We start from the raw sequence: 18328 nt of genomic DNA, 5'->3' as shown, positions 1-18328 counted from the left end.
CGCACGAGTCCACCATGCCCCATTCCATCGAATCCGACTTGCCGCTCACGGGCTGCCGCGTGCTCGACCTCACCATCGCGCGCGCGGGACCGGTCGCGGTGCGCCTGCTGGCCGACTGGGGCGCCGACGTGGTGCGCATCGACCCGCCCGACCGCAAGCCCACGCTCGGGCCACGCCGCGGCTCCGACGAGCAGAACCTGCACCGCAACAAGCGCAGCCTGAGCGTCAACCTCAAGACCCCCGAAGGCATGCGCGTGCTGCGCCAGCTCGTCGAGCGCAGCGACGTGGTGGTCGAGAACTTCCGCGCCTCGGTCAAGGAGCGCCTGGGCCTGAGCTACGAGGCGTTGCGCGCGATCAATCCGCGGATCATCCTGGCCAGCATCTCGGGCTTCGGCCAGACCGGCCCGTACGCGGGACGCCCGGGCCTCGACCAGATCGTGCAGGGCATGAGCGGGCTGAGCTCGGTCACGGGCGAACCCGGGCGCGGTCCCTACCGCACCGGCATCGCGATCTCCGACACCACCTCGGGCATGTTCCTGGGCCAGGGCATCCTGCTGGCCCTGCTGCACCGCCAACGCACGGGTCGCGGCCAGTGGGTGCATACCTCGCTGCTGGAGGCCATGCTCAACAAGCTCGACTTCCAGGGCGCGCGCTACACGGTCGAGGGGGAGGTGCCGCGGCAGGAGGGCAATTCGCATCCCACGCTGGTGCCGATGGGCACTTTCGATGCCCGCGACGGAAAGGTCAACATCTGCGGGCCTGGCGCCGCGATGTGGGCCCGGCTGTGCGAAGTGCTCGGCGCCCCGCATCTGGCGCAGGACGAGCGCTACAAGGACCAGCCCTCGCGTCTCGCGCACCGGCGCGAGCTCGAGGAGGCCATTAGTGCCATCACGCGCGGCTTCGGCGTGCGCGAACTGGTGGAGCGGCTGAACGATGCGGGCGTGCCCTGCGGCCCCGTCTACGACATCGGCCAGGCCTTCGAGGATGCGCAGGCCCGGCACCTGCGCATGACGCGTCCGGCGCCCCATGCGGCGCTGGGTACGCTGGAACTGCTGCGCTCGCCGATCAACCTGTCGGACTGCCCGCACGCCGAGGCCTTCCATCGCGCGGCGCCCGATGCGGGCGAGCACACCGATGAAGTGCTGCGCGAGCTCGGCTACGGCGACGAGTCCGTCGCGTCGCTGCGCAAGGAAGGGGTGGTGGCATGAAGGCGCAAGACCGAGTCCTCCAGTCGCTGGGCACGGGCCGCATCCTCGGCGAGGTCCGCGAGGGCATCGGCTGGATCACCTTCAACCATCCCGAGCGCCGCAACGCGATGTCGCTGGACATGTGGCAGGGACTGGGCGCGGTGGCGGAGGCCTTCGAGCGCGATCCGGGCGTGCGGGTGGTCGTGATGAAGGGCGCGGGCGGCAAGGCCTTCGTCTCGGGCGCCGACATTTCCGAGTTCGAGCAGCACCGCGCCGACGCGGCGCAGAAGAAGAGCTACGACGAGGTCGCCGCTCGCGGCCATGCCGGCCTGGCCGCGTTGAGCAAGCCGCTGGTCGCGATGATCCAGGGCTACTGCGTGGGCGGCGGCCTGGCCATCGCGCTGGCCGCTGACATCCGGATCGCGGCGTCGTCCTCGCGCTTCGCCATTCCGGCCGCCAGGCTTGGCCTGGGCTACGACTACCGTGGCTTGGCCGCGCTGGCGCGGCTGGTCGGGCCGTCGGCCACGAAGGACATCCTCTTCAGCGCGCGCTTCCTCGAAGCCCCCGAGGCCTTGCGGCTCGGTCTGGTCAACACGGTGGTCGAGGATGTCGCGCTCGATGAAGCCGTGAGCGCCTATGCGCAGAGGATCGCCGCGAATGCGCCGCTCACGGTGCACGCCGCCAAGAAAGCCATCCAGGCGTTCGAAGGCTATTCGGACAGCGCCGCGGCCGACGAGATCGCGCCGCTCGTGCTGCAATGCTTCGACAGCGAAGACTACAGGGAGGGCCGCCGCGCCTTCCTCGCCAAACGTCCTCCCATTTTTCAAGGCCGATGAACGCGATCACCGAACCCACCGATTCCTCCGACCTGCCCGAGCTTCGCATCGAGGGCGCGGTCGCGACCATTCGCCTGCGCCGGCCGGCACAAGCCAACCGCCTGAGCGCCGACGACCTCGAGCGGCTGGCTGCGCTGATCGCTGAGGTCAACGCGCGGTCGGAAGTGCTGGTGCTGCTGTTGCGCGGCAGCGGCAAGTATTTTTGCAGCGGCTACGACATCGGCAGCATCGGCGCAGAGCGCAAGGTCGACTTCGAGGGGGTGGTCGATGCGCTGGAGATGGCGCGTGCAGTCACGGTGGCTGTGCTGCATGGCGGCGTGTACGGCGGCGCGACCGATCTCGCGCTCGCCTGCGATTTCCGTGTCGGGGCCACAGGCATCGACATGTTCATGCCGGCCGCGCGCCTCGGCTTGCATTACTACCGCGCGGGCCTGGAGCGCTACGTGAGCCGCCTTGGCCTGGACAACGCCAAGCTGCTGTTCCTGACGGCGCGCAAGATCGATGCCGTGGAGATGAAACGCATCGGCTACCTGACGCAGCTCGCCGAGCCCGATCGGCTGGAGGAGGAGGTCAGTGCCCTGGTGCGCGACTGCGCGTCGATGGCGCCGATCGCGCTGACCGGCATGAAGCATCACCTCAACCGCATCGCGCGCGGGACGCTCGACGCGCAGGCGCTCAACGCGAGCATTCGCAGGGCCTACCTCTCGGAAGATTTGCGCGAGGGGCAATTGGCCTGGGCGCAGAAGAGAGCTGCGAAGTTCCAGGGGAAGTAGAGAGCAGCGGCGCTGGAATCCACGGCCTCGAGTGCGGCCGCCAGCGCTCCGTTTGATCGCCGGTGCAACTGTGCCAAGTCGCGACGAGGGCGCAGACAAGTGTGTTCGGCGTCGCTCAATGCCTTGTGGTCGTCAGCACTCGCTGGGGACCGACCATCCCGATCGCAGGGAGCCTCGTTGCCGCGCTTGATGCAGGCGGGCCCAGAAATTTCGACCTCATGGCCTGAGTCGATACAGCGCGACACCGAGCCAGTTTCAACTTGGCGCCGGGGGGGTGACTCATGTGAAGGTCGCCGTGGCAAAGCAGCCTACACGGACGACGCCAAAAAGGTGGTCGAGAAGATGGGCAAGGCGGTGGAATAGCGGATGCGGCGCAAATCATTGGCGTTGCGGCATCACCAAGTTTGCGTCTTGTCGACGTCTACGCGGCGAGCCGTGTTTCCGTGGAAATCTTCGAAGGGCGTGTAACCAGCAGTCATCTCTTGTCGAACTAAGCCCTGAGCAAGCAGCGTGCCGGCGTTGTCTGGCTGCTTGCCAAGCCATTGAAAGGGCATGAGATGAAAAGTTCTAAACACACCCACTACCTGCCGTCTGATCGGGGTGCCTTCCGTGGTTCACGCAGCGAGTCGACTCACAACGGGTCGCGATCGACAACACGCTTTGGGGTGTACCTACACATCAGCGACCTTGCGCTGACAGCCTCCCACACTGGCACGGGAGCGTAGGCGGATGAAGACCCCACAGGATCAAACTGCCACCGGGCGACCGACTGTCGTCCAATTCGCCGCGATCGCTCTTTCGGTCGGGGCCGTGGCCTGTGCCTTCGCCTATGCGGCTGGGTGGCTGACACCCGCGCGCCTGACGCCCGACAAGATCGTGGATTCGCTCGCGCCGCCAAGCGGACCGGTCAAGGGCTTCCGGCGCAATCATGCGAAAGGCATCTGCTTCGCTGGAAATTTCGAGGCGAACGGCGAGGCGGTCGCGGTTTCGCGGGCGTCCGTCTTCAGGGCCGGGAGCTATCCGGTCATGGGTCGCTTCAACCTCGCGGGCCCCATTCCGACCATGGCGGATGGCACTGGCCGTGTACGTGGATTGAGTCTTCGAATAGAGGCGCCAGACCAGCAGGAGTGGCGCACGGCGATGATCAATGCACCATTCTTTCCGATCGCTACGCCCAAGGAGTTCTATGAACTCCAGCGCGCCAGTGCGAACAAGGACGACCCAGGCGCAGTCAAACAGTTCGCAGCCAGCCACCCTTCGCTTCGCGAATTCGGTGCGTGGGCGGGCAGCGCTCCGTATGCCGAATCCTATACAGAAGATCGCTTCAACAGCCTCAACAGTTTCGTACTGACCAATGCACAGGGTCTGAGCCAGACCGTGCGCTGGTCATTCATTCCGACCGCCGCGATGGTTCCGGTGCCTTCAGAGGACCTGAAGAAACGCGATCCTGACTTCCTCTTCAAGGAACTCACCCAACGAGTCGCGGATGCCCCGCAAAAGTGGAGGCTGGTGCTGACGCTCGCCAACCCGGGCGATCCCACCGCCGATCCCAGCAAGGTCTGGCCAGAGGACCGCCGGCGGATAGAAGCGGGCACGCTGGTGGTGACCCGGATCGAAGCCGAGGCCAACGGACCGTGCCGCGACATCAACTTCGATCCCACGGTTCTGCCGCAGGGAATGCAGACCTCCGACGATCCGTTCCCCGCGGCACGCTCGGCGGCTTATGCGGTGTCCTATGACCGCCGCACCTCGGAGTCGAAACACTACCCGCGCGTCCAAGCCGAAGCCAAGCCATGAGCCATCAAAGCATGAAATTCTCGAAGCTGCAGCGTGTGCTCCATTGGGTCATGGCGATCGGTATCCTTGCAATGCTGTTCATCGGGGTCGGCATGATGTCCACGATCGATAGCGCTTACCTGGTGCTGGTAGGCATCCACAAGCAGCTCGGCATTGCGATACTTGTCCTAGCGCTGCTGCGTCTCGTCTTGCGATGGCGCAGCGGGGCACCGTCGCTGCCAGCGAGCATGAGCGAGCCCATGAAGCTTGCGGCAAGGTTGTCGCATGTCGCGTTCTATGCGCTGATGATCGCGATGCCTTTGCTCGGGTGGTCCATGTTGTCGGCTGCGGACTATCCCGTGACGTTGGCCGGGATGCGGCTCCCCTCCATCGTTCCAGCCAGTGCCGAGTTGCACAGCATCCTGTGGAGCGCCCATCGCTTCCTGGCGTTCTGCCTGTTCGCCTTGTTCTTGCTGCATTTCGCCGCCGCGCTTCTTCATGCCTGGGTGCGAAGGGATGGCGTGTTCGAGACCATGACGTTTGGTCGACGAGGTGGTCGCTGATTCATTCGGCAGATCGTGAAGGAGCCCGAGTTCCAGGACCGAAGCGGCCCCGTGGTGACCGTTCAGCGTGTCGCATCAGTCCGAGGCGGTTGCTGCAATCGCGGTGCTAGGACGAAATCGGCGATGGCGTCGACGACCCCTGGTGCCAGTGGAAGGTCGGCACGGCCGTAGGTCGCGAGATTGGCGGCCCGATCGTCGGTCTCGACGGCTTTCAGCACATGGTTCGCCTCAGGAAACAGCACCAGCTTCGACTGCGCCGCCGCCTGACGCAGCCGCTGTGCGTCCGCGACGCCGACTTGGAGGTCGCGCCCGCCCTGCACGATCAGCAGGGGCTTCGCGTACCGGCCGGCCAACTTCGCGGGGTCGATGGCGAATGCGCTCATCAGGAACCCCTGCACTTTCGGGTGGAACACAGGCCGCAGCGGCGGTTGCACATCGGCCATCTCCACTCGGCGGCCGGCTTCGAGCGCATCGATGGCGGCCATGGCCTGGTCGAGCAGCGGCGCGTTGGCGGGATTAGCCCGCAACTGCTCACGCAGTACCTGTCCCATTGGCCGGCCCGTGCTCGCCACCAGGACCACGCCGCAGACGGCCGGATCCTGCCGCGCGGTCGCCGCCGCCAGCGCGACCAGTCCGCCCTCGCTGTGGCCCAGCACCCAGACGCATCCGGCGCCGGACTCTTCACGGATCGTGTCGACCCAGCGCCGCACGTCCCCCGCGTAGTCCTCGATGGTGACCGCGTCGGGGTCGGCAACCGCGCCGGCGCTGCCGTACAGGCCGCGCTTGTCGATCCGCACTGTCGCGATCCCTTTCGCTGCAAGGCCTTCGGCCAGGAGCCGGTACGCCGAGGCCTTCACTCCCAGCGGGTTGTTGCCGTCGCGGTCCGTGGGGCCAGAGCCGGGCACGATCAGTACCACCGGAGCGCTCGGCGTATCCGGAGCAGCCGGCGACAGCAGGGTGCCCCGCAGCGGACCCAGCGGGCCGGGCGCCTCCAGCGGCTTCTCGCGCGGTTCGGCGTCAGCTGCGCTGACGACAGTGACGGCGACGGCGGCCCTCGCCAACAGATGGAGGAGGCAGGCTTTCATTTCTTCATGGACCTTTGACTCGATCCCGCAGGAGCGGGTCGGCTAAGTCTATAAGGCCACCATCGCCATCTCGAATTGAAGACCGCGAAGAGCGACCCGAACCTGGACTTCGTCGCGGTGTCTGCACATCTCACGGTCGTACTGCGGGGGGGCGATTCGCATTCTCGGCGGTGGCACCACTGGAATGAACCGCAGGCCAAGGGTCGACTGATGGGTCTTGTTGTCCTCGCAGGCCCGGTCCATGATCAGCTGCAACGACTGGCTCGTGAGCCCCAAGCGTTGAAGCAGCCGCCTCCGTTCGGGTCCATAGGTGGTCTGTCCAGGCGGCCGACTGAACGCCGCGGCCGTTCGGGCATCTGCGGCAACCCAATGGAACTGCTCTGCCGTGCGCTCCAGGCCAAGCAGTTTCAACCATTTCGTCCAGAATTGGTTGGTGCCAACAGCCCTTAGTTGGGTGCCGGCCGGGCAGCGACGCTGACTCCTGACCTCGAAGCCACAACGGACAGGATGGTCGCAAGGGTCAGACTGGCCCCAATGCAAAGCATGGCGGCAATCAGTGCCTCGGCCATGGAGCTCGCGCTGGGCGAAGTGCCTGCGACAGTGAAGAAGACGCCGCCGATGACTGCGACGCCGAGGGCGGCGCTGATCTGCAAGGCCGAGTTCGTGATGCCGGCAATCATTCCGGAGCCGCTCACCGGTGCCCGATCGATGACCGAGCGCACGAGCGTGGGCAACGCCCAGCCCTGCCCGAAACCCAGAAGTCCCACCGCAACGATGAGCGGAAACTGGGCCGGCATTTGTGCGGGGGCGCCGGCAACCAGCGCCGCAAGGTACAGGCATCCGGCCACCTCGAGCAGCATGCCGATGGCGGGAACCCACTTGCCGAAGAGCCGGACGGCCAGCGGTGTCGTCAAAGGACCGATGAAGAAGCCGACGCCGAACGGCAGGAACACCAGTCCCGTTGCCAGGGGATCCAGACCCAGTGCCGACTGGAGGTAGACGGAGAACACCAGGAAGAAGGCAGAGACGACGTAGAAGAAGAGGACCCCGGCGAGGCCGCTCATCAATCCAGGCATGCGGACCAGGTCGATGCTGACGAGCGGGACGCCGCCTCGTCGAGAGAATGCCTTTTCATACCGCCAGAAGCTGAATGCAGCGACGGGTGTTGCGATGAGCATGGCGCATGCCCACCATGGCCATCCCCTTTCGCGCCCCTCTACCAAGGGCACGATCAGCAGGCTCAGCGTGAGCGCGCAAAGCAGAACACCGCCCCAGTCGATGGGCGCGGGGCTATCGCCGCGGACGTCCGGAAGCAAAGGCAATCCTCCGATCAGGACCGCAGCCACCACGGGCAGATTGATCAGGAAGATGATTCGCCACTGAAGGTGAAGGATGTCTGCGGAGATCAAGGCGCCGCCCAGTGCTTGTGCGATCACTGCTGCCAGCCCTACGGTGGCGCCGTAGAGACCCAGGGCGCGCGAGCGCTCCCGCACGGGAAACAGGGCATGAACGGAGGCCAGCCCCTGGGGGGCCATGGCGGCTGCGCTGAGACCCTGGAGTATGCGTCCGACGATGAGCATGGAAGGCGAGGTGGCGAGGCCGCACAGCAAGGACGTGAGTCCGAAGCCGCTGATGCCCAGCAGGAACATTCGCCGTCGGCCGAAGAGGTCGCCGAGCCGTCCACCGGTGATGAGGAAGACTGCGTAGGCCGCCGCGTATCCGGAGATCACCAGTTGCAGTTCAGCAGCGCTCGTACCGAGGTTGCCCTGAATGGACGGCAGCGCGACATTGACGATGAAGAAGTCGAGCGGAGGCAGAAACGCTCCCACCAGCAACACCGCGAATGCGAGCCACCGACGCGAATCGGAAGTTGTTTCTTGCATGATTTCGGCTGCGGCGGTTCTGTTCAGATAGGACGACCGAAGCGTTCCGTGCCCATGATGGGAGCCCAGTTCTGCAAGGGCGTGGCGAAATGCATCTCGAAGATGCGCTGCCGGAAGGCCCAGCGCCCGTCCCTTCGCTGGTAGATGTCCTTGTACTGGCCACTCACTTGCAGCGGGCCCTTTTCGACGTCGTAGAAGAGGCAATCCGCCGCAACCAGGCCATGACCGTTGTCGCCGTCGAGCGTGATGATCGAATTCGCCATCCAGTGATGCATGTGCGGCATGCGTTTCATGTTGACGCGTGCTTGCGCCAGGATCGCATCGAGTCCTTCCGCGTTTCCATTGGCGCCGAGGAGCAGCCGCGAATCGGGATGCCAGAGGGTTGCCAGCAGCGCTTCATTCATCGTGTCGAATGCTTCTGCGTAGTTGGCGATCAGGGCGTCGATGGCGAAGCGGCTTTCGATGGCGTCGAGGCGAGCTTCAAGTTCTTTTGACATGTGGGGTTTTCCGTGAGTAAGCGGTGCGGACGCTCTGCGAGCGCACCAAAAAATGTACCAAGTGGTACAAAAATGGGTAAAAAAATAGCGCGACTTGAGCTACCAAGGGCGTGGAGCCCGCTCCATGCGCGGGCGCCTGGTGTCCAAGTGCACTCTTCGATCGCTTTGATTTAAGTATCGATCGGTATAAATATATGGCGGCTCCCGAAGGCTGTCAACGACACGGTTCGACACGTCGATTTGCCGGCCGGGACCAGAGGTCTTTGCTTGTCGCCCTATTGTGTATCGACTAGTATGTAATTTTGGACTGGCGGAGATTCCCATGGCTCAGCGAGGTCGACCACGCGCGTTTGATCGCGATGCGGCACTCACTTCTGCCATGCACCTGTTCTGGGAGCATGGCTTCGAATCGACCTCGCTGTCGCAGCTGAAGGCGGCGATGGGCAGTGGAATCTCCGCACCCAGCTTCTACGCGGCCTTCGAGTCCAAGGAAGCCTTGTACAAGGAGGCGCTGGATCGATACATGGAGATCTATGGCCACTTGACCAGAAGCCTCCACGATCCTTCGCTGGAGCCGCGAGAAGCGGTGTTCCTCGCACTGCAACGCTCGGCAAAGATGCAGTGGGAGGCAGGGCACCCGAAGGGTTGCATGGTCGCGTTGGGCGTGATGGGTGCCTGCTCGTCGGGCAGCGAAACCATCACTGCAATGCTTCGAGATGTGCGCAGTCGCACCCGCGCCGGGTTCCGTGCCTGCGTCGAGCGGGCCATCAAAAGCGGGGAACTGCGCAAATCCACGAATCCGGCTTCGATGGCCGCTGCGTTCGACAGTTTCTTCCTGGGTCTCTCCGTCCTGGCCCGCGACCGTGTTCGGCTTGCGGTCATCGAGGAGTCCGTGGTCGAAGCCATGGGCATCTGGGATTCCGCGCTGGATCGACCCAGTCATCCAGGCTGAGCTTTCGGTCGACTGGCAATGAACGCGCAAAGCATTGCGCCGCCGTGTGCCACGCATTTGCGAACGGTCGGCGAATCGAGGGCCTGCGCGACCCCACCACCTCGATCCGCGGCAACGTCTTCGGCATGACCGGCATGGCGATCGCCGTGCTGACCACCGACGCGCTGATCTACAAGCTCGCCAGCGGCAACCTCGAGGGCCTGGCCTACGTGCTGGTCGCGCTGGTCGTGGGCGGTGGCCTCGGGGCCTACATGGCCAACAAGGTCGAGATGACCAAGATGCCCGAGCTCGTGGCGTTCATGCACAGCATGATCGGCCTGGCGGCCGTGTTCATCGCGGTGGCCGCCGTGGCCGAGCCGCATGCCTTCAACATCGCGCTCAAGGGCGACCCGATCCCCGCGGGCAACCGCCTGGAGCTGTTCCTGGGCGCGGCCATCGGCGCCATCACCTTCAGCGGCTCGGTGATCGCCTTCGGCAAGCGCCCCCACACCGGCGGCCGCGCGTGAGGCGCGACCCTTGGGCAGGCCCGCGTGGCGTGGGGTTCAGGGAAAGGCGCTGGCCAAGCCGGTGCGCGGCGTGGCACCCCCGCCCGGCCCGATTTCCAAGTACGCGTCGCTGGCAGGCGTGTAGGCTTTCCACTCAGGCGCGCCCATGCTGGGATTGCCATCCTTCGCGAAACGGGTCCATAGCGTCATGGTGGTTTCAGTGATGGCTTCGTCGTTCGGTCCCCAGCCCATCGACGCCTGGACATCGGCCGCGTCCCCAGCGGTGCCGGTGATGCCATTGCCATTGAGGTCACCGATGGGCGCCTTCGCGCCGGCCGGCGTGAGCACGAGACCCATCACGTAGTTCGTCACCATGCCCTGCGGGTAGCCGAACAAGTAGGGCAACTCGCCGCTATGGCCGCTGAGCAGGCCCATCGCCGACCAGCCGTCCGGCACGCGGCTGAACCGGTACACGTACTGGGGCGAGCGATAGGTTGGCGCGCGCTGCGCCATGAACACCGGCAGCGACGCGCGCAGCGAGGGATAGTCGCCCGAGGTCGCACCCACCATCAGCGGCACGTCGCTGGGCATGCCCTCCGCCATGTTCTGGCCGTAGGTCTTCACCATGTGGCGATGATCCACATTGGGTCGGTAGGTCTCGCGCGGAATGCCCGCGTCGAGGTCGGCTTGGGTGTAGGCGGTCCACGGCAGGGCGCGCGCCTGTGCCAGCGTGGTCGCGCCGACGCGCTCGAACACGGCCTTGCCGATTGCTTCGCCGCCGGCCAGCGAGCTCGCGGGTGTTCCGCCTGTCGCGATGGCATTGGCGCCGCTCTGCACAATGGCCTTGTGGAACAAGCCGGCAGCCTCGGGCGCGTTCATGAGGCCATAGACCTTACCGCCGCCACCCGATTGGCCGAAGATGGTCACGTTGTCGGGATCGCCGCCGAAAGCAGCGATGTTCGACTTCACCCACTGGAGCGCCTTCACCAGGTCCATCTGGCCGTAATTCCCCGAGCCGCCGTGGCCGCTTTCCGCGCTGAGCAGCGGATGCGCGAGATAGCCGAACGGCCCCAGTCGGTGGTTGACGGTGACCAGCACCACCCCCTTGGTGGTCAGGCCATCGGGATTGTTGTACTGCTTGGAGTTGGCTGTGAGGATTGCGAACGAGCCACCGTGGAACCACACCATCACCGGCAGCTTCGACGCGCTTTTGGGCGCCGTCACGTGCAGGTACAGCGAATCCTCGCTCATGCCGCCTTCGCCCAGGGCTTCCATCGTCGGGTTCTGCGCTGACTGGTCGGGCCAGGCGATGGCCTCGCGCACGCCGCTCCAGGGTGCGGGCGATTGCGGCGCGCGCCAGCGCAACGGACCGACCGGCGGTTGCGCGTACGGAATACCGAGGTACTGCCACGTGCCGGCATTCGCCTCGAAGCCCCGCAGCGAACCGCCCGTGGTGGTCACGAGGTGGCGGGTGCGCGTGCCGCGCGCGTAGTGTTCCTGTGCCGCCGCGGTGGTCCTGGCCGTGCGCGGTCGCGGGTCGAGGTCGGAGAAGGCGCCTGCCGTCTCGATCGCTGCGAGCAGGGGCGCAAGGCTGGCGCGGAACGTGGCCGCGGGCTGTGCGAAATCGATCGCGGCGGCATGACGCGAGACCGCCTGGCGGATCGCTTCGGTGATCTGTATGCCGTTGTTGAGGTCACCGTCGGCATCGAGGGATTGCAGCAGCACCAGGCGGTTGCTCACGCGCACGTCACTGGTCGTGCTGTCGGCCCCGACCCAGGCGAGCGGCGAGACGGCTGCCGATGCCGGTGTCGAGCCCAGCGGCAATGTACCGATCGAGAAGCTCAAGGTCTCGCCCGCCGCATAGCGGTACCGGCCTTCGGCATCGGTGGTGCGCGCGCCACTCAGTGAGCCGCGGTAATCGAGGCCCGACACAGGGTCACCCATGAACGTGCCCGTGAGCTTGGGCTGACTGTCGGGCGCGGTATCGCCCGCAGGCGGCGCGACGAACGCGAAGCTGGCGCCATTGCCGCCGCCTCCGCAGCCGAGCAGGGCGACGGTGCTTGCCCAGGCAGCGAGGCAAAGGACGCGCGAGCGGCGCCGCTCGGCGCGGGCCGTGTGTGAGTGCATGGAGGTCTCCTTGTGGTGTGGTGTGCGGGAACGAAAGGCGTGGCCGCGCCGCCGCGCGAACTGGCGACGCGGCGCTCAGGCAGCGCGCTCAGGGAAAGACGCTCGACAGGCCGGTGCGGACCACGGGCGCGGCGCCGAGTTCGACGAAGCGGTCGTTCGCGGGCGTGTAGGCAGGCCAGTCAACCAAGCCCGCGACGCTTGGATTGCCGGTTTTGGCGAACTGGGTCCAGATCGCCATGCTGTTCTCGATGGCCTTCGCATCAGCGCTGTCGAAGCCGGCCGAGGCAAGGATGTCCTGCGTGTCGCCCGCGGAGCCGCTGACGCCGTTGCCGTTGAGGTCCCCGATGGCGAGCTTGCCGCCGGTGGCCGGATCGATCACCAGGTCGAGCAGGTAGTGGGTGACGACGCTCTCGGGCGCGTTGAAGACGTAGGCGAGCTCGCCCGCGTGGTACGTTTTCACGCCCCTGGCGCGCCAGCCGCCCGGCACCTGGCTGAAGAGGGCCGCATAGTGCCGGCTGGCGCTGTGCGCCGTCATCCAGGGAAACACGTTCTTCACCGTCTCGATCGGGTCGGGGGTGTCGTTGGTGTTGACCACGATCATGAAGGGCACGTCGTTGTGCCGGCGCGACTCGAAACTCACGCGCTCGCTGTACGGCAGATAGCCGTTGTCGATGTTCGTGTAGGGCACGAGCACGGAGGCCGCTGCGACCACCTCGGTCCAGGGGCGGCTGCGCATCTCCTCGAGCGAGGCCGCGCCCAGCCGCTTCTGGAGCGCGAGGCCGACCGCCTCGGCCGAGGCCAGCGTGCGGGTGTCGGGGATGAGCGTGCCGCTCTGGCTGATCGCCTTATGGAAAAGGCCAGCCGCGCTCGGCGATGCCATCAGTGAAAGCACCTTGCGCCCGCCACCCGACTCGCCGAAGACGGTCACGTTGTCGGGGTCGCCGCCGAAGGCCGCGATGTTCGCCTTGACCCACTGCAGTGCCATCACCAGGTCCATCTGCCCGTAGTTGCCCGAGCCGCCGTGACCGCTCTCGGCGCTGAGCGCGGGGTGCGCGATGTAGCCGAGGGCGCCGAGGCGATGGTTCACCGAGACTTGCACCACGCCCTTGCTGACGAGGGCATTCGGGTTGTTGAAAGGCTTGGTGTTGCTCGTGAGCGAGGTGAACCCGCCACCGTGGAACCACACCATCACCGGCAGCTTGGAGGCCAACTTGGGTGCCGTCACGTTGAGATACAGCGAGTCTTCGCTCATGCCACCCTCGCCGAAGCGCTCGAGCGCTTGGACCTGTGCGGCCTGGTCCGCCCAAGCCACCGCCTCGCGCACCCCGCTCCACGGCTGGGGCGCTTGCGGCGCGCGCCAGCGCAGCGCGCCGACCGGCGGCTGTGCGTAGGGAATGCCGAGGTATTGCCAGGCCGTGGCACTGGACTCGAAGCCGCGCAGCGTACCGCCGGTGGTGATCACGAGGTTGCGCGCGGCAGTGGCGCGTGTGTAGTGCTCCTGCGCGGCGACGGCGCTGCGCGCGCTGCGCGGCCGCGGATCGAGATCCGTGAAAGCGCCGGCCGCATCGAGCGCTGCGAGCAATGGCGCAAGACTCGCGCGGAAGGCCGTGGCCGCTTGGGTGAAATCGATGGCCGCGGCATGCCGGGAGACGATGTCGCGGATCGCGCCGGTGACCTGGATGCCGTTGTTGAGGTCGCCGTCGGCATCGAGCGTCTGCAGCAGCACGAGGCGATTGGTGGCGCGGGGGTCGGCCGAAGAGGTGGCGCCGCCGATGCTCAGCGGCGACAGCGCGTCCGCGGCGGGCGCGGCGCCTAGCGGCAATTCACCGATCGAAAAGCTCAGCGTTTCGCCCGCCGCATAGTGGTAGCGCCCCTGCGCGTCTGTCTTACGCGCCCCCGTAACGGAGCCACGGTAGTCGAGGCCAACAACCGGTCCGCCTGCGAACACGCCGGTGAGCCGGGCCTGGTTGTCCGGTGCGGGCTCGTGGCCGCCGCCGGGTGCCGGCACCGTGGGCCACGCCACAAAACTGGTGCTGCTCCCTCCTCCGCCGCCACAGCCCAGCAAGAACGCGGTCGCGGCGCAAGCGGCCACCCACCGCGTGCCGCAGCGGCGCCCCTCGGGCGATGCCATGCCTCTGATCATCCATGTCTCCTTCGGTTATTTGACGTACGGGGGTCCCCGCGCGAGGCCGAGCCGGCCGCGACGGAACAGGTGAATAATTCCATTGAATTAATTCAATCGAATTAGAGCTAACCCTAGCCGAGCCAGCGGTCACAATCTGCGTCCCATGCCCAGTCCAGCAACGAGCCCGAAGGAAAAACGCCCACCCGCGCTGGCGGCGTCGGCCGCCGCCACGCGCGAGCGCCTGCTGCTGGAAGCCATGCGGTTGTTCGCGCGCGAGGGCATGAATGCCGTGTCGCTGCGCAGGATCGTCGCGGCCGCGGGCGCGGCCAACCTGTCGGCGCTGCACTACCACTTCGGAAATCGCGAGAGTGTGGTGACCGAGGTGGCGCGGATGCTCCAGCGTATCCTCGAGCCGCGCTGCCGCGCGCGGCTCGAGGCGTTGGACCGGGGACCGCACACCGTGCGCGACGTGCTGGACGCGGCCTTCGGTCCGATGATCGACATGCTGTCCGAGGCCGGGCTGGGCCGCGACGCCGTGTGCTTCATCGGCCGGCTCGGCTGGGATTTCGGCGAGGAAGGCCAGAAAATTTCGGCCGACATGCACCGCGACATACTGACGCTCGCACTGGACAGGCTTGCCGCGCTGATCCCGGCGGTTCCGCTCGAAGTTCTGAAGTTCCGCCTCCTCCTGACGATGAACTCGTTGTACTACGGCATCTCGTACCGCAGCTACGCCATGCGCTCACCCTTCGGGCCGCTGTCGATCGGGCGACGCGGCAACGAAGTGCAGGAACGAGCGCTGTTCATGGACTATCTCGAAGCCGGTATCCGGCATCCGTGACGCTCGAGCTTGAGCAGGGTCGGCAGGCGTGCCGTTGAATGCAGTGCGCTCGGCCAGACGCCATGGCTTCCATGATCAGCTTCATCGACCATGGCTCATGGCGCCGACCGACACTGCGCCCCCTTTGGCGAACGGCTTGTCTTGCGGATAGTCAAAAGTCCTACATCGCTCTTGCAGGCCCCAGGGTAGAAAAGATGACCTAGGAGTTCGGAATGACCACCGTTGCATTTGATAAACGCTATGAGGCGTGGGCTGCAGCTGAGGCAGCGGTCTATGAGGCGATGATTCGGCTCGGTCCGCTCGGCCATGCGGAGGTCACGCCTTTGCGTGTGCGGGCCGATGAGCTGCTGCGCGAACTCTGGGACGAACCAGATCTTTTCGAGGCCATTAGCGAGTCCCGCGATCAGTTTGAGTTTGCGCATGCCTCGCGGGCTGCCTAGCTGCCCGTGTTGAGATCAGCGGCAAGCTTGCCTCCGACAGCGTGATCTTTGGCCGGACCACCGGTTGGGAAACAAGATCAGTCGAGGCGTTCCTCTCCCCTCCGGCTGGGAGCGCCAGGTTGCAGCAAGCTTGCAGTAGGCGCTCGGTCCCCCCCGGCTTCTCTTCGCGTTCCCGCGTCTCCGCGTCCTCGCACCACCGCGCCTTCGACGTGCAAAGAATCAAAGTTGTCTGACATGGCGTAAAGCGCGGGAACCCTACATTTCTGACGCCACGGCTGCGTCGTGGCACCTTGCTGTAAATCTCAGCCCGGCCCAGTGCCGGGCTCTTTTTTGGGGATCGCTGTGACAAGTCGAACGGCTCTTGAAATCTTGCCGAGTGGGACCTAGATTGATCACCGTCGAAGTTTTGGTCAACTGAAAAGGAGGTTTCCATGACCATGAACTTGTTGCGGCAGATCGCGACGTCCCGCCTGCCGGTCTCGTTCTATCGACCCGAAGACATCGACCAAGTCCGCATCCTCAGAGCGGCGGGGCTGGTTGTGGCGCTGGTTCCGGCGCCAACCAATCCGCTCACGCTGGCGGGCGATGGCTTGGCTGCTCAGGTGCTCGCCGTCACGCAAAAGGGGCGTGAAGAGCTCGCAAGGTTCGACTACCCGCAGTCGCCGTCGCGGCCGCCGCTGTGGCGCCAACGAATGTCACGCATCGTCACGCGGCGTCGCAGACCACCGTCTTCCGACTCACCCACCTCTGCACGAATGCAGTAGCAGAAGAAAAGATGGGTCCGCTCGAGCACGCGCTGCTTTGATCATTCACGGCAGCGCGTGCCGTTTCGACGGTCGAGCCTGTAGCTTCGCCGTGTATGTCGGGTCCTTGGATCTCGATGCAGACGTCGTGTGGCGATCCTGTCCGTGTCGCAAAGATGGCCTCGGCGCCTTCATGGACCGCAGGTCACTGCGAGCCTGCCGGCGATGCGGGCCCTAGGGTGCGCTCTGCTCGGAAACATCAATCGCAGCGATGTGCCTCCCGATTCGCCCCTGGCCATCGACGGCGACAAGGCGCGCGGCGACTGCATCGCAGTCGCCGACGTCCACCATCGGTCATTCACGCTGTGCAGGTGATGACCCCGTGGGCGAGCGCGAAGGCTTCCATCAAAAGGAACGCGCCATCACAGCAACGAGACCTCGACGCCATCGGCCGTCACCATCAACCCAGGGGTGTCCTCAGCGATCTCGATCGGCACTCCCATGTGGGTAAAAAAGTCGCTCTTGGTCGAGCCGCAGAGTTTCAGCACGCGCACGTATTCCGCGTGCTGTGCGCGCGTCATCAGAAATTTTTGCGGGTAAGCATTGGCGTGGGCCTTCCAATGAGCCGACAGCTTTTCGGTCATTGAGAGATAGAGAGACGGCATATGTAAAATGACATTGCTGAGCGCACAGGGCTTTAGTAGATTTTCGTGCCCGTTGGAGGGGGCTGGCATGCCAATGGATTTTTTGCGTCGCATCGAGGACGCCAGGTTTCCGCTCGAGCTTCATGACGAAGCAGATATTCGAAATTCGATTGTTCTCGAAGCGGCCGAGTTGATCGAAGCCCAACTGCCGGGCGTCGATGCCCCGCCCGCCGACGCCAGCGCCATCATTTTCCGCATCACGCCGCAAGGAAGGGCCGCCCTGTCCACGGGCAAGCCGATGTAGCTCGGTCGGTGAGTGCTAGTGCCCCCATCTACTCCCCACTCGACATCATCGCGGTTGGTCGTTCCATGTTTCGGGACTCTGAGTGCCCAGCCAGCGCGAAAGGGCGTTCTTCCGCCGGTCTGATGCGAAAGGTACAAGCCTTTCTCGACGCGCAGGGGCGTAGTTCGATGCACGAGTCTGAGTGCTTGGCGAGCGCGCTAGCGCTGCTCAGCCTTGGGCCGGCAGCAGCGTGGATGCACCCATGTGCAGACGCTATTTCGAGGTGACACCGAAGAGAGCTCGCTGTCATCCTTTTTCTGCAGGTTCCGACTGACGTTCGCAGCACCCATTCACGTTGCTCGGCAAGCCCTCAATGGGGAGACGCTGCGAGAAAAGCCAGCAGACAAAGCATTTGCGAGAATGGATCCATGCTTCTTCCTCCTCCGAACGGTACGGACCGTGTGCAGGGCCTCGCGGCGCGCCTCGGGTGCACCGTGGCCGATCACTGTGAACTCTACGGACAACCCAAGCCCGCCCTTCTGGGCAGCCTCTCAGGGCTCGCGCTGACGCTCAAGGAATTTGGGGGGCGTTGGGACACGGTGGAACGTGTGTACGTCTTCGCCAGCTGGCCCATGCTTGAGGCCGCTTTGGAATACTGCATCAGGCACAAGGAAGAAGGCCGCCCTTCGATTTGAATGCCGCGGCCCCAGACGGCGCGGTCGATTGTCGAGCGCGCCGCCGCCTGCCCTCGACGCGCGACAGCCAAGCGGAATGGCTGCAGCGATCACGACGCCGTTTTCACCAGGTTGGCGGAGAGAGCGAGCGACGACGCCCCGGGATCTGATCGTGGTGCGTGGGCCACGGGCGTTGAGCACATGGGGCGCGCCGTGAATATGAAGTGCCGTCCCAAACGCCTCGGGCGTCGGCATGTGCCTCACGCAAGGCGCTTGTGGGCTCGTTGAGGACCCTACCGCACAGCGACATTTAGTGCTAATCCGGTCGAAGTTGTCTTTTCACACAGTGATTCTGGTACATCGCAGTTACGCTTGGTTGGATGGCTGCAGCACTCGTTACGCCGATTACAGTCG

17 protein-coding genes and 1 pseudogene are annotated in these 18328 nt (G+C 65.3%); 12 read left to right on the top strand and 6 right to left on the bottom strand.

The window, feature by feature from the left end:
• Window positions 1-14: 14 nt before the first annotated feature.
• The 5 genes from AC07RV_RS17960 (at window position 15) to AC07RV_RS17940 (ending at window position 5135) form a co-directional block, all read left to right on the top strand.
• Complete coding sequence (locus tag AC07RV_RS17960) at window positions 15-1208, top strand: CaiB/BaiF CoA transferase family protein (RefSeq protein WP_492713838.1); 1194 nt, start codon at window positions 15-17, stop codon at window positions 1206-1208.
• On the top strand, window positions 1205-2023 hold the full coding sequence (locus tag AC07RV_RS17955) for an enoyl-CoA hydratase (RefSeq protein ID WP_492713836.1): 819 nt from the start codon (window positions 1205-1207) through the stop codon (window positions 2021-2023). The genes AC07RV_RS17960 and AC07RV_RS17955 overlap by 4 nt, the downstream gene beginning before the upstream one ends.
• Window positions 2020-2796 carry an enoyl-CoA hydratase/isomerase family protein gene (locus tag AC07RV_RS17950; protein WP_208507287.1) on the top strand — a complete coding sequence of 259 codons (777 nt, stop codon included), beginning with the start codon at window positions 2020-2022 and terminating at the stop codon, window positions 2794-2796. Before AC07RV_RS17955 ends, AC07RV_RS17950 begins: the two co-directional genes overlap by 4 nt.
• Window positions 2797-3525: 729 nt before the next feature.
• Window positions 3526-4593 (top strand): catalase family peroxidase, encoded by a 1068-nt coding sequence (locus AC07RV_RS17945; RefSeq protein ID WP_492713833.1) that lies wholly within the window; start codon window positions 3526-3528, stop codon window positions 4591-4593.
• Complete coding sequence (locus AC07RV_RS17940; RefSeq protein ID WP_492713832.1) at window positions 4590-5135, top strand: cytochrome b; 546 nt, start codon at window positions 4590-4592, stop codon at window positions 5133-5135. Before AC07RV_RS17945 ends, AC07RV_RS17940 begins: the two co-directional genes overlap by 4 nt.
• A 62-nt stretch (window positions 5136-5197) precedes the next feature.
• On the opposite strand, the gene AC07RV_RS17935 is transcribed toward AC07RV_RS17940, so the two are convergent.
• The 3 genes from AC07RV_RS17935 to AC07RV_RS17925 form a co-directional block, all read right to left on the bottom strand.
• The gene (locus AC07RV_RS17935; RefSeq protein WP_492713830.1) at window positions 5198-6220 is read right to left on the bottom strand and encodes an alpha/beta hydrolase; all 1023 of its coding nucleotides are present in this window, start codon (window positions 6218-6220) and stop codon (window positions 5198-5200) included.
• Between the two features lie 446 nt (window positions 6221-6666).
• Window positions 6667-8103 (bottom strand): MFS transporter, encoded by a 1437-nt coding sequence (locus AC07RV_RS17930; protein WP_492713828.1) that lies wholly within the window; start codon window positions 8101-8103, stop codon window positions 6667-6669.
• 23 nt (window positions 8104-8126) lie between these two features.
• Complete coding sequence (locus AC07RV_RS17925) at window positions 8127-8600, bottom strand: nuclear transport factor 2 family protein (RefSeq protein ID WP_208507292.1); 474 nt, start codon at window positions 8598-8600, stop codon at window positions 8127-8129.
• Between the two features lie 379 nt (window positions 8601-8979).
• Between AC07RV_RS17925 and AC07RV_RS17920 the strand changes: the two genes are divergently transcribed.
• Both AC07RV_RS17920 and AC07RV_RS17915 read left to right on the top strand, forming a co-directional pair.
• The gene (locus tag AC07RV_RS17920) at window positions 8980-9552 is read left to right on the top strand and encodes a TetR/AcrR family transcriptional regulator (RefSeq protein ID WP_281076898.1); all 573 of its coding nucleotides are present in this window, start codon (window positions 8980-8982) and stop codon (window positions 9550-9552) included.
• Between the two features lie 44 nt (window positions 9553-9596).
• Window positions 9597-10031: pseudogene (locus AC07RV_RS17915) on the top strand (NAD(P)(+) transhydrogenase (Re/Si-specific) subunit beta); the annotation flags it as partial.
• 63 nt (window positions 10032-10094) lie between these two features.
• Here the strand turns inward: AC07RV_RS17915 and AC07RV_RS17910 are convergent.
• A complete protein-coding gene (locus AC07RV_RS17910) occupies window positions 10095-12164 on the bottom strand; it encodes a carboxylesterase/lipase family protein (protein ID WP_492713825.1) in 2070 nt (689 codons plus the stop codon).
• An 88-nt stretch (window positions 12165-12252) separates the two neighbouring features.
• A complete protein-coding gene (locus tag AC07RV_RS17905) occupies window positions 12253-14187 on the bottom strand; it encodes a carboxylesterase/lipase family protein (RefSeq protein WP_492713823.1) in 1935 nt (644 codons plus the stop codon).
• 265 nt (window positions 14188-14452) lie between these two features.
• Here AC07RV_RS17905 and AC07RV_RS17900 point away from each other — a divergent pair, with 265 nt between their 5' ends.
• From AC07RV_RS17900 to AC07RV_RS17890, 3 genes are all read left to right on the top strand, one after another.
• Window positions 14453-15130, top strand: a complete 678-nt coding sequence (locus AC07RV_RS17900) for a TetR/AcrR family transcriptional regulator (protein WP_203208333.1) — start codon at window positions 14453-14455, stop codon at window positions 15128-15130.
• A gap of 212 nt (window positions 15131-15342) precedes the next feature.
• Window positions 15343-15570, top strand: coding sequence for a hypothetical protein (locus AC07RV_RS17895; RefSeq protein WP_492713821.1), 228 nt, complete (start codon window positions 15343-15345; stop codon window positions 15568-15570).
• A 431-nt stretch (window positions 15571-16001) separates the two neighbouring features.
• Window positions 16002-16334, top strand: coding sequence for a hypothetical protein (locus AC07RV_RS17890; RefSeq protein WP_209542338.1), 333 nt, complete (start codon window positions 16002-16004; stop codon window positions 16332-16334).
• 401 nt (window positions 16335-16735) lie between these two features.
• Here AC07RV_RS17890 and AC07RV_RS17885 read toward each other — a convergent pair whose 3' ends face one another.
• Window positions 16736-16957 (bottom strand): hypothetical protein, encoded by a 222-nt coding sequence (locus AC07RV_RS17885; RefSeq protein WP_493196321.1) that lies wholly within the window; start codon window positions 16955-16957, stop codon window positions 16736-16738.
• An 88-nt stretch (window positions 16958-17045) separates the two neighbouring features.
• On the opposite strand from AC07RV_RS17885, the gene AC07RV_RS17880 reads away from it, so the two are divergent.
• Both AC07RV_RS17880 and AC07RV_RS17875 read left to right on the top strand, forming a co-directional pair.
• Entirely contained in the window at window positions 17046-17261 is a 216-nt protein-coding gene (locus tag AC07RV_RS17880) for a hypothetical protein (RefSeq protein ID WP_208507299.1), read from the top strand.
• A 407-nt stretch (window positions 17262-17668) separates the two neighbouring features.
• Window positions 17669-17935: a hypothetical protein gene (locus tag AC07RV_RS17875; protein WP_208507300.1), complete on the top strand. Its 267-nt coding sequence runs from the start codon at window positions 17669-17671 to the stop codon at window positions 17933-17935.
• Window positions 17936-18328 lie beyond the last annotated feature (393 nt).

Source organism: Variovorax sp. GW821-FHT09B01 (genome assembly GCF_059418345.1).
This window is presented reverse-complemented; position numbering and strand designations above follow the sequence as displayed.

What these genes read in the sequence shown, in the direction of transcription:
- AC07RV_RS17960 (WP_492713838.1), top strand. Translation starts at nt 15, where the DNA reads ATGCCCCATTCCATCGAATCCGACTTGCCGCTCACGGGCTGCCGCGTG.
- AC07RV_RS17955 (WP_492713836.1), top strand. Translation starts at nt 1,205, where the DNA reads ATGAAGGCGCAAGACCGAGTCCTCCAGTCGCTGGGCACGGGCCGCATC.
- AC07RV_RS17950 (WP_208507287.1), top strand. Translation starts at nt 2,020, where the DNA reads ATGAACGCGATCACCGAACCCACCGATTCCTCCGACCTGCCCGAGCTT.
- AC07RV_RS17945 (WP_492713833.1), top strand. Translation starts at nt 3,526, where the DNA reads ATGAAGACCCCACAGGATCAAACTGCCACCGGGCGACCGACTGTCGTC.
- AC07RV_RS17940 (WP_492713832.1), top strand. Translation starts at nt 4,590, where the DNA reads ATGAGCCATCAAAGCATGAAATTCTCGAAGCTGCAGCGTGTGCTCCAT.
- AC07RV_RS17935 (WP_492713830.1), bottom strand. Translation starts at nt 6,220, where the DNA reads ATGAAAGCCTGCCTCCTCCATCTGTTGGCGAGGGCCGCCGTCGCCGTC.
- AC07RV_RS17930 (WP_492713828.1), bottom strand. Translation starts at nt 8,103, where the DNA reads ATGCAAGAAACAACTTCCGATTCGCGTCGGTGGCTCGCATTCGCGGTG.
- AC07RV_RS17925 (WP_208507292.1), bottom strand. Translation starts at nt 8,600, where the DNA reads ATGTCAAAAGAACTTGAAGCTCGCCTCGACGCCATCGAAAGCCGCTTC.
- AC07RV_RS17920 (WP_281076898.1), top strand. Translation starts at nt 8,980, where the DNA reads ATGCACCTGTTCTGGGAGCATGGCTTCGAATCGACCTCGCTGTCGCAG.
- AC07RV_RS17910 (WP_492713825.1), bottom strand. Translation starts at nt 12,164, where the DNA reads ATGCACTCACACACGGCCCGCGCCGAGCGGCGCCGCTCGCGCGTCCTT.
- AC07RV_RS17900 (WP_203208333.1), top strand. Translation starts at nt 14,453, where the DNA reads ATGCCCAGTCCAGCAACGAGCCCGAAGGAAAAACGCCCACCCGCGCTG.
- AC07RV_RS17895 (WP_492713821.1), top strand. Translation starts at nt 15,343, where the DNA reads ATGACCACCGTTGCATTTGATAAACGCTATGAGGCGTGGGCTGCAGCT.
- AC07RV_RS17890 (WP_209542338.1), top strand. Translation starts at nt 16,002, where the DNA reads ATGACCATGAACTTGTTGCGGCAGATCGCGACGTCCCGCCTGCCGGTC.
- AC07RV_RS17885 (WP_493196321.1), bottom strand. Translation starts at nt 16,957, where the DNA reads ATGACCGAAAAGCTGTCGGCTCATTGGAAGGCCCACGCCAATGCTTAC.
- AC07RV_RS17880 (WP_208507299.1), top strand. Translation starts at nt 17,046, where the DNA reads ATGCCAATGGATTTTTTGCGTCGCATCGAGGACGCCAGGTTTCCGCTC.
- AC07RV_RS17875 (WP_208507300.1), top strand. Translation starts at nt 17,669, where the DNA reads ATGCTTCTTCCTCCTCCGAACGGTACGGACCGTGTGCAGGGCCTCGCG.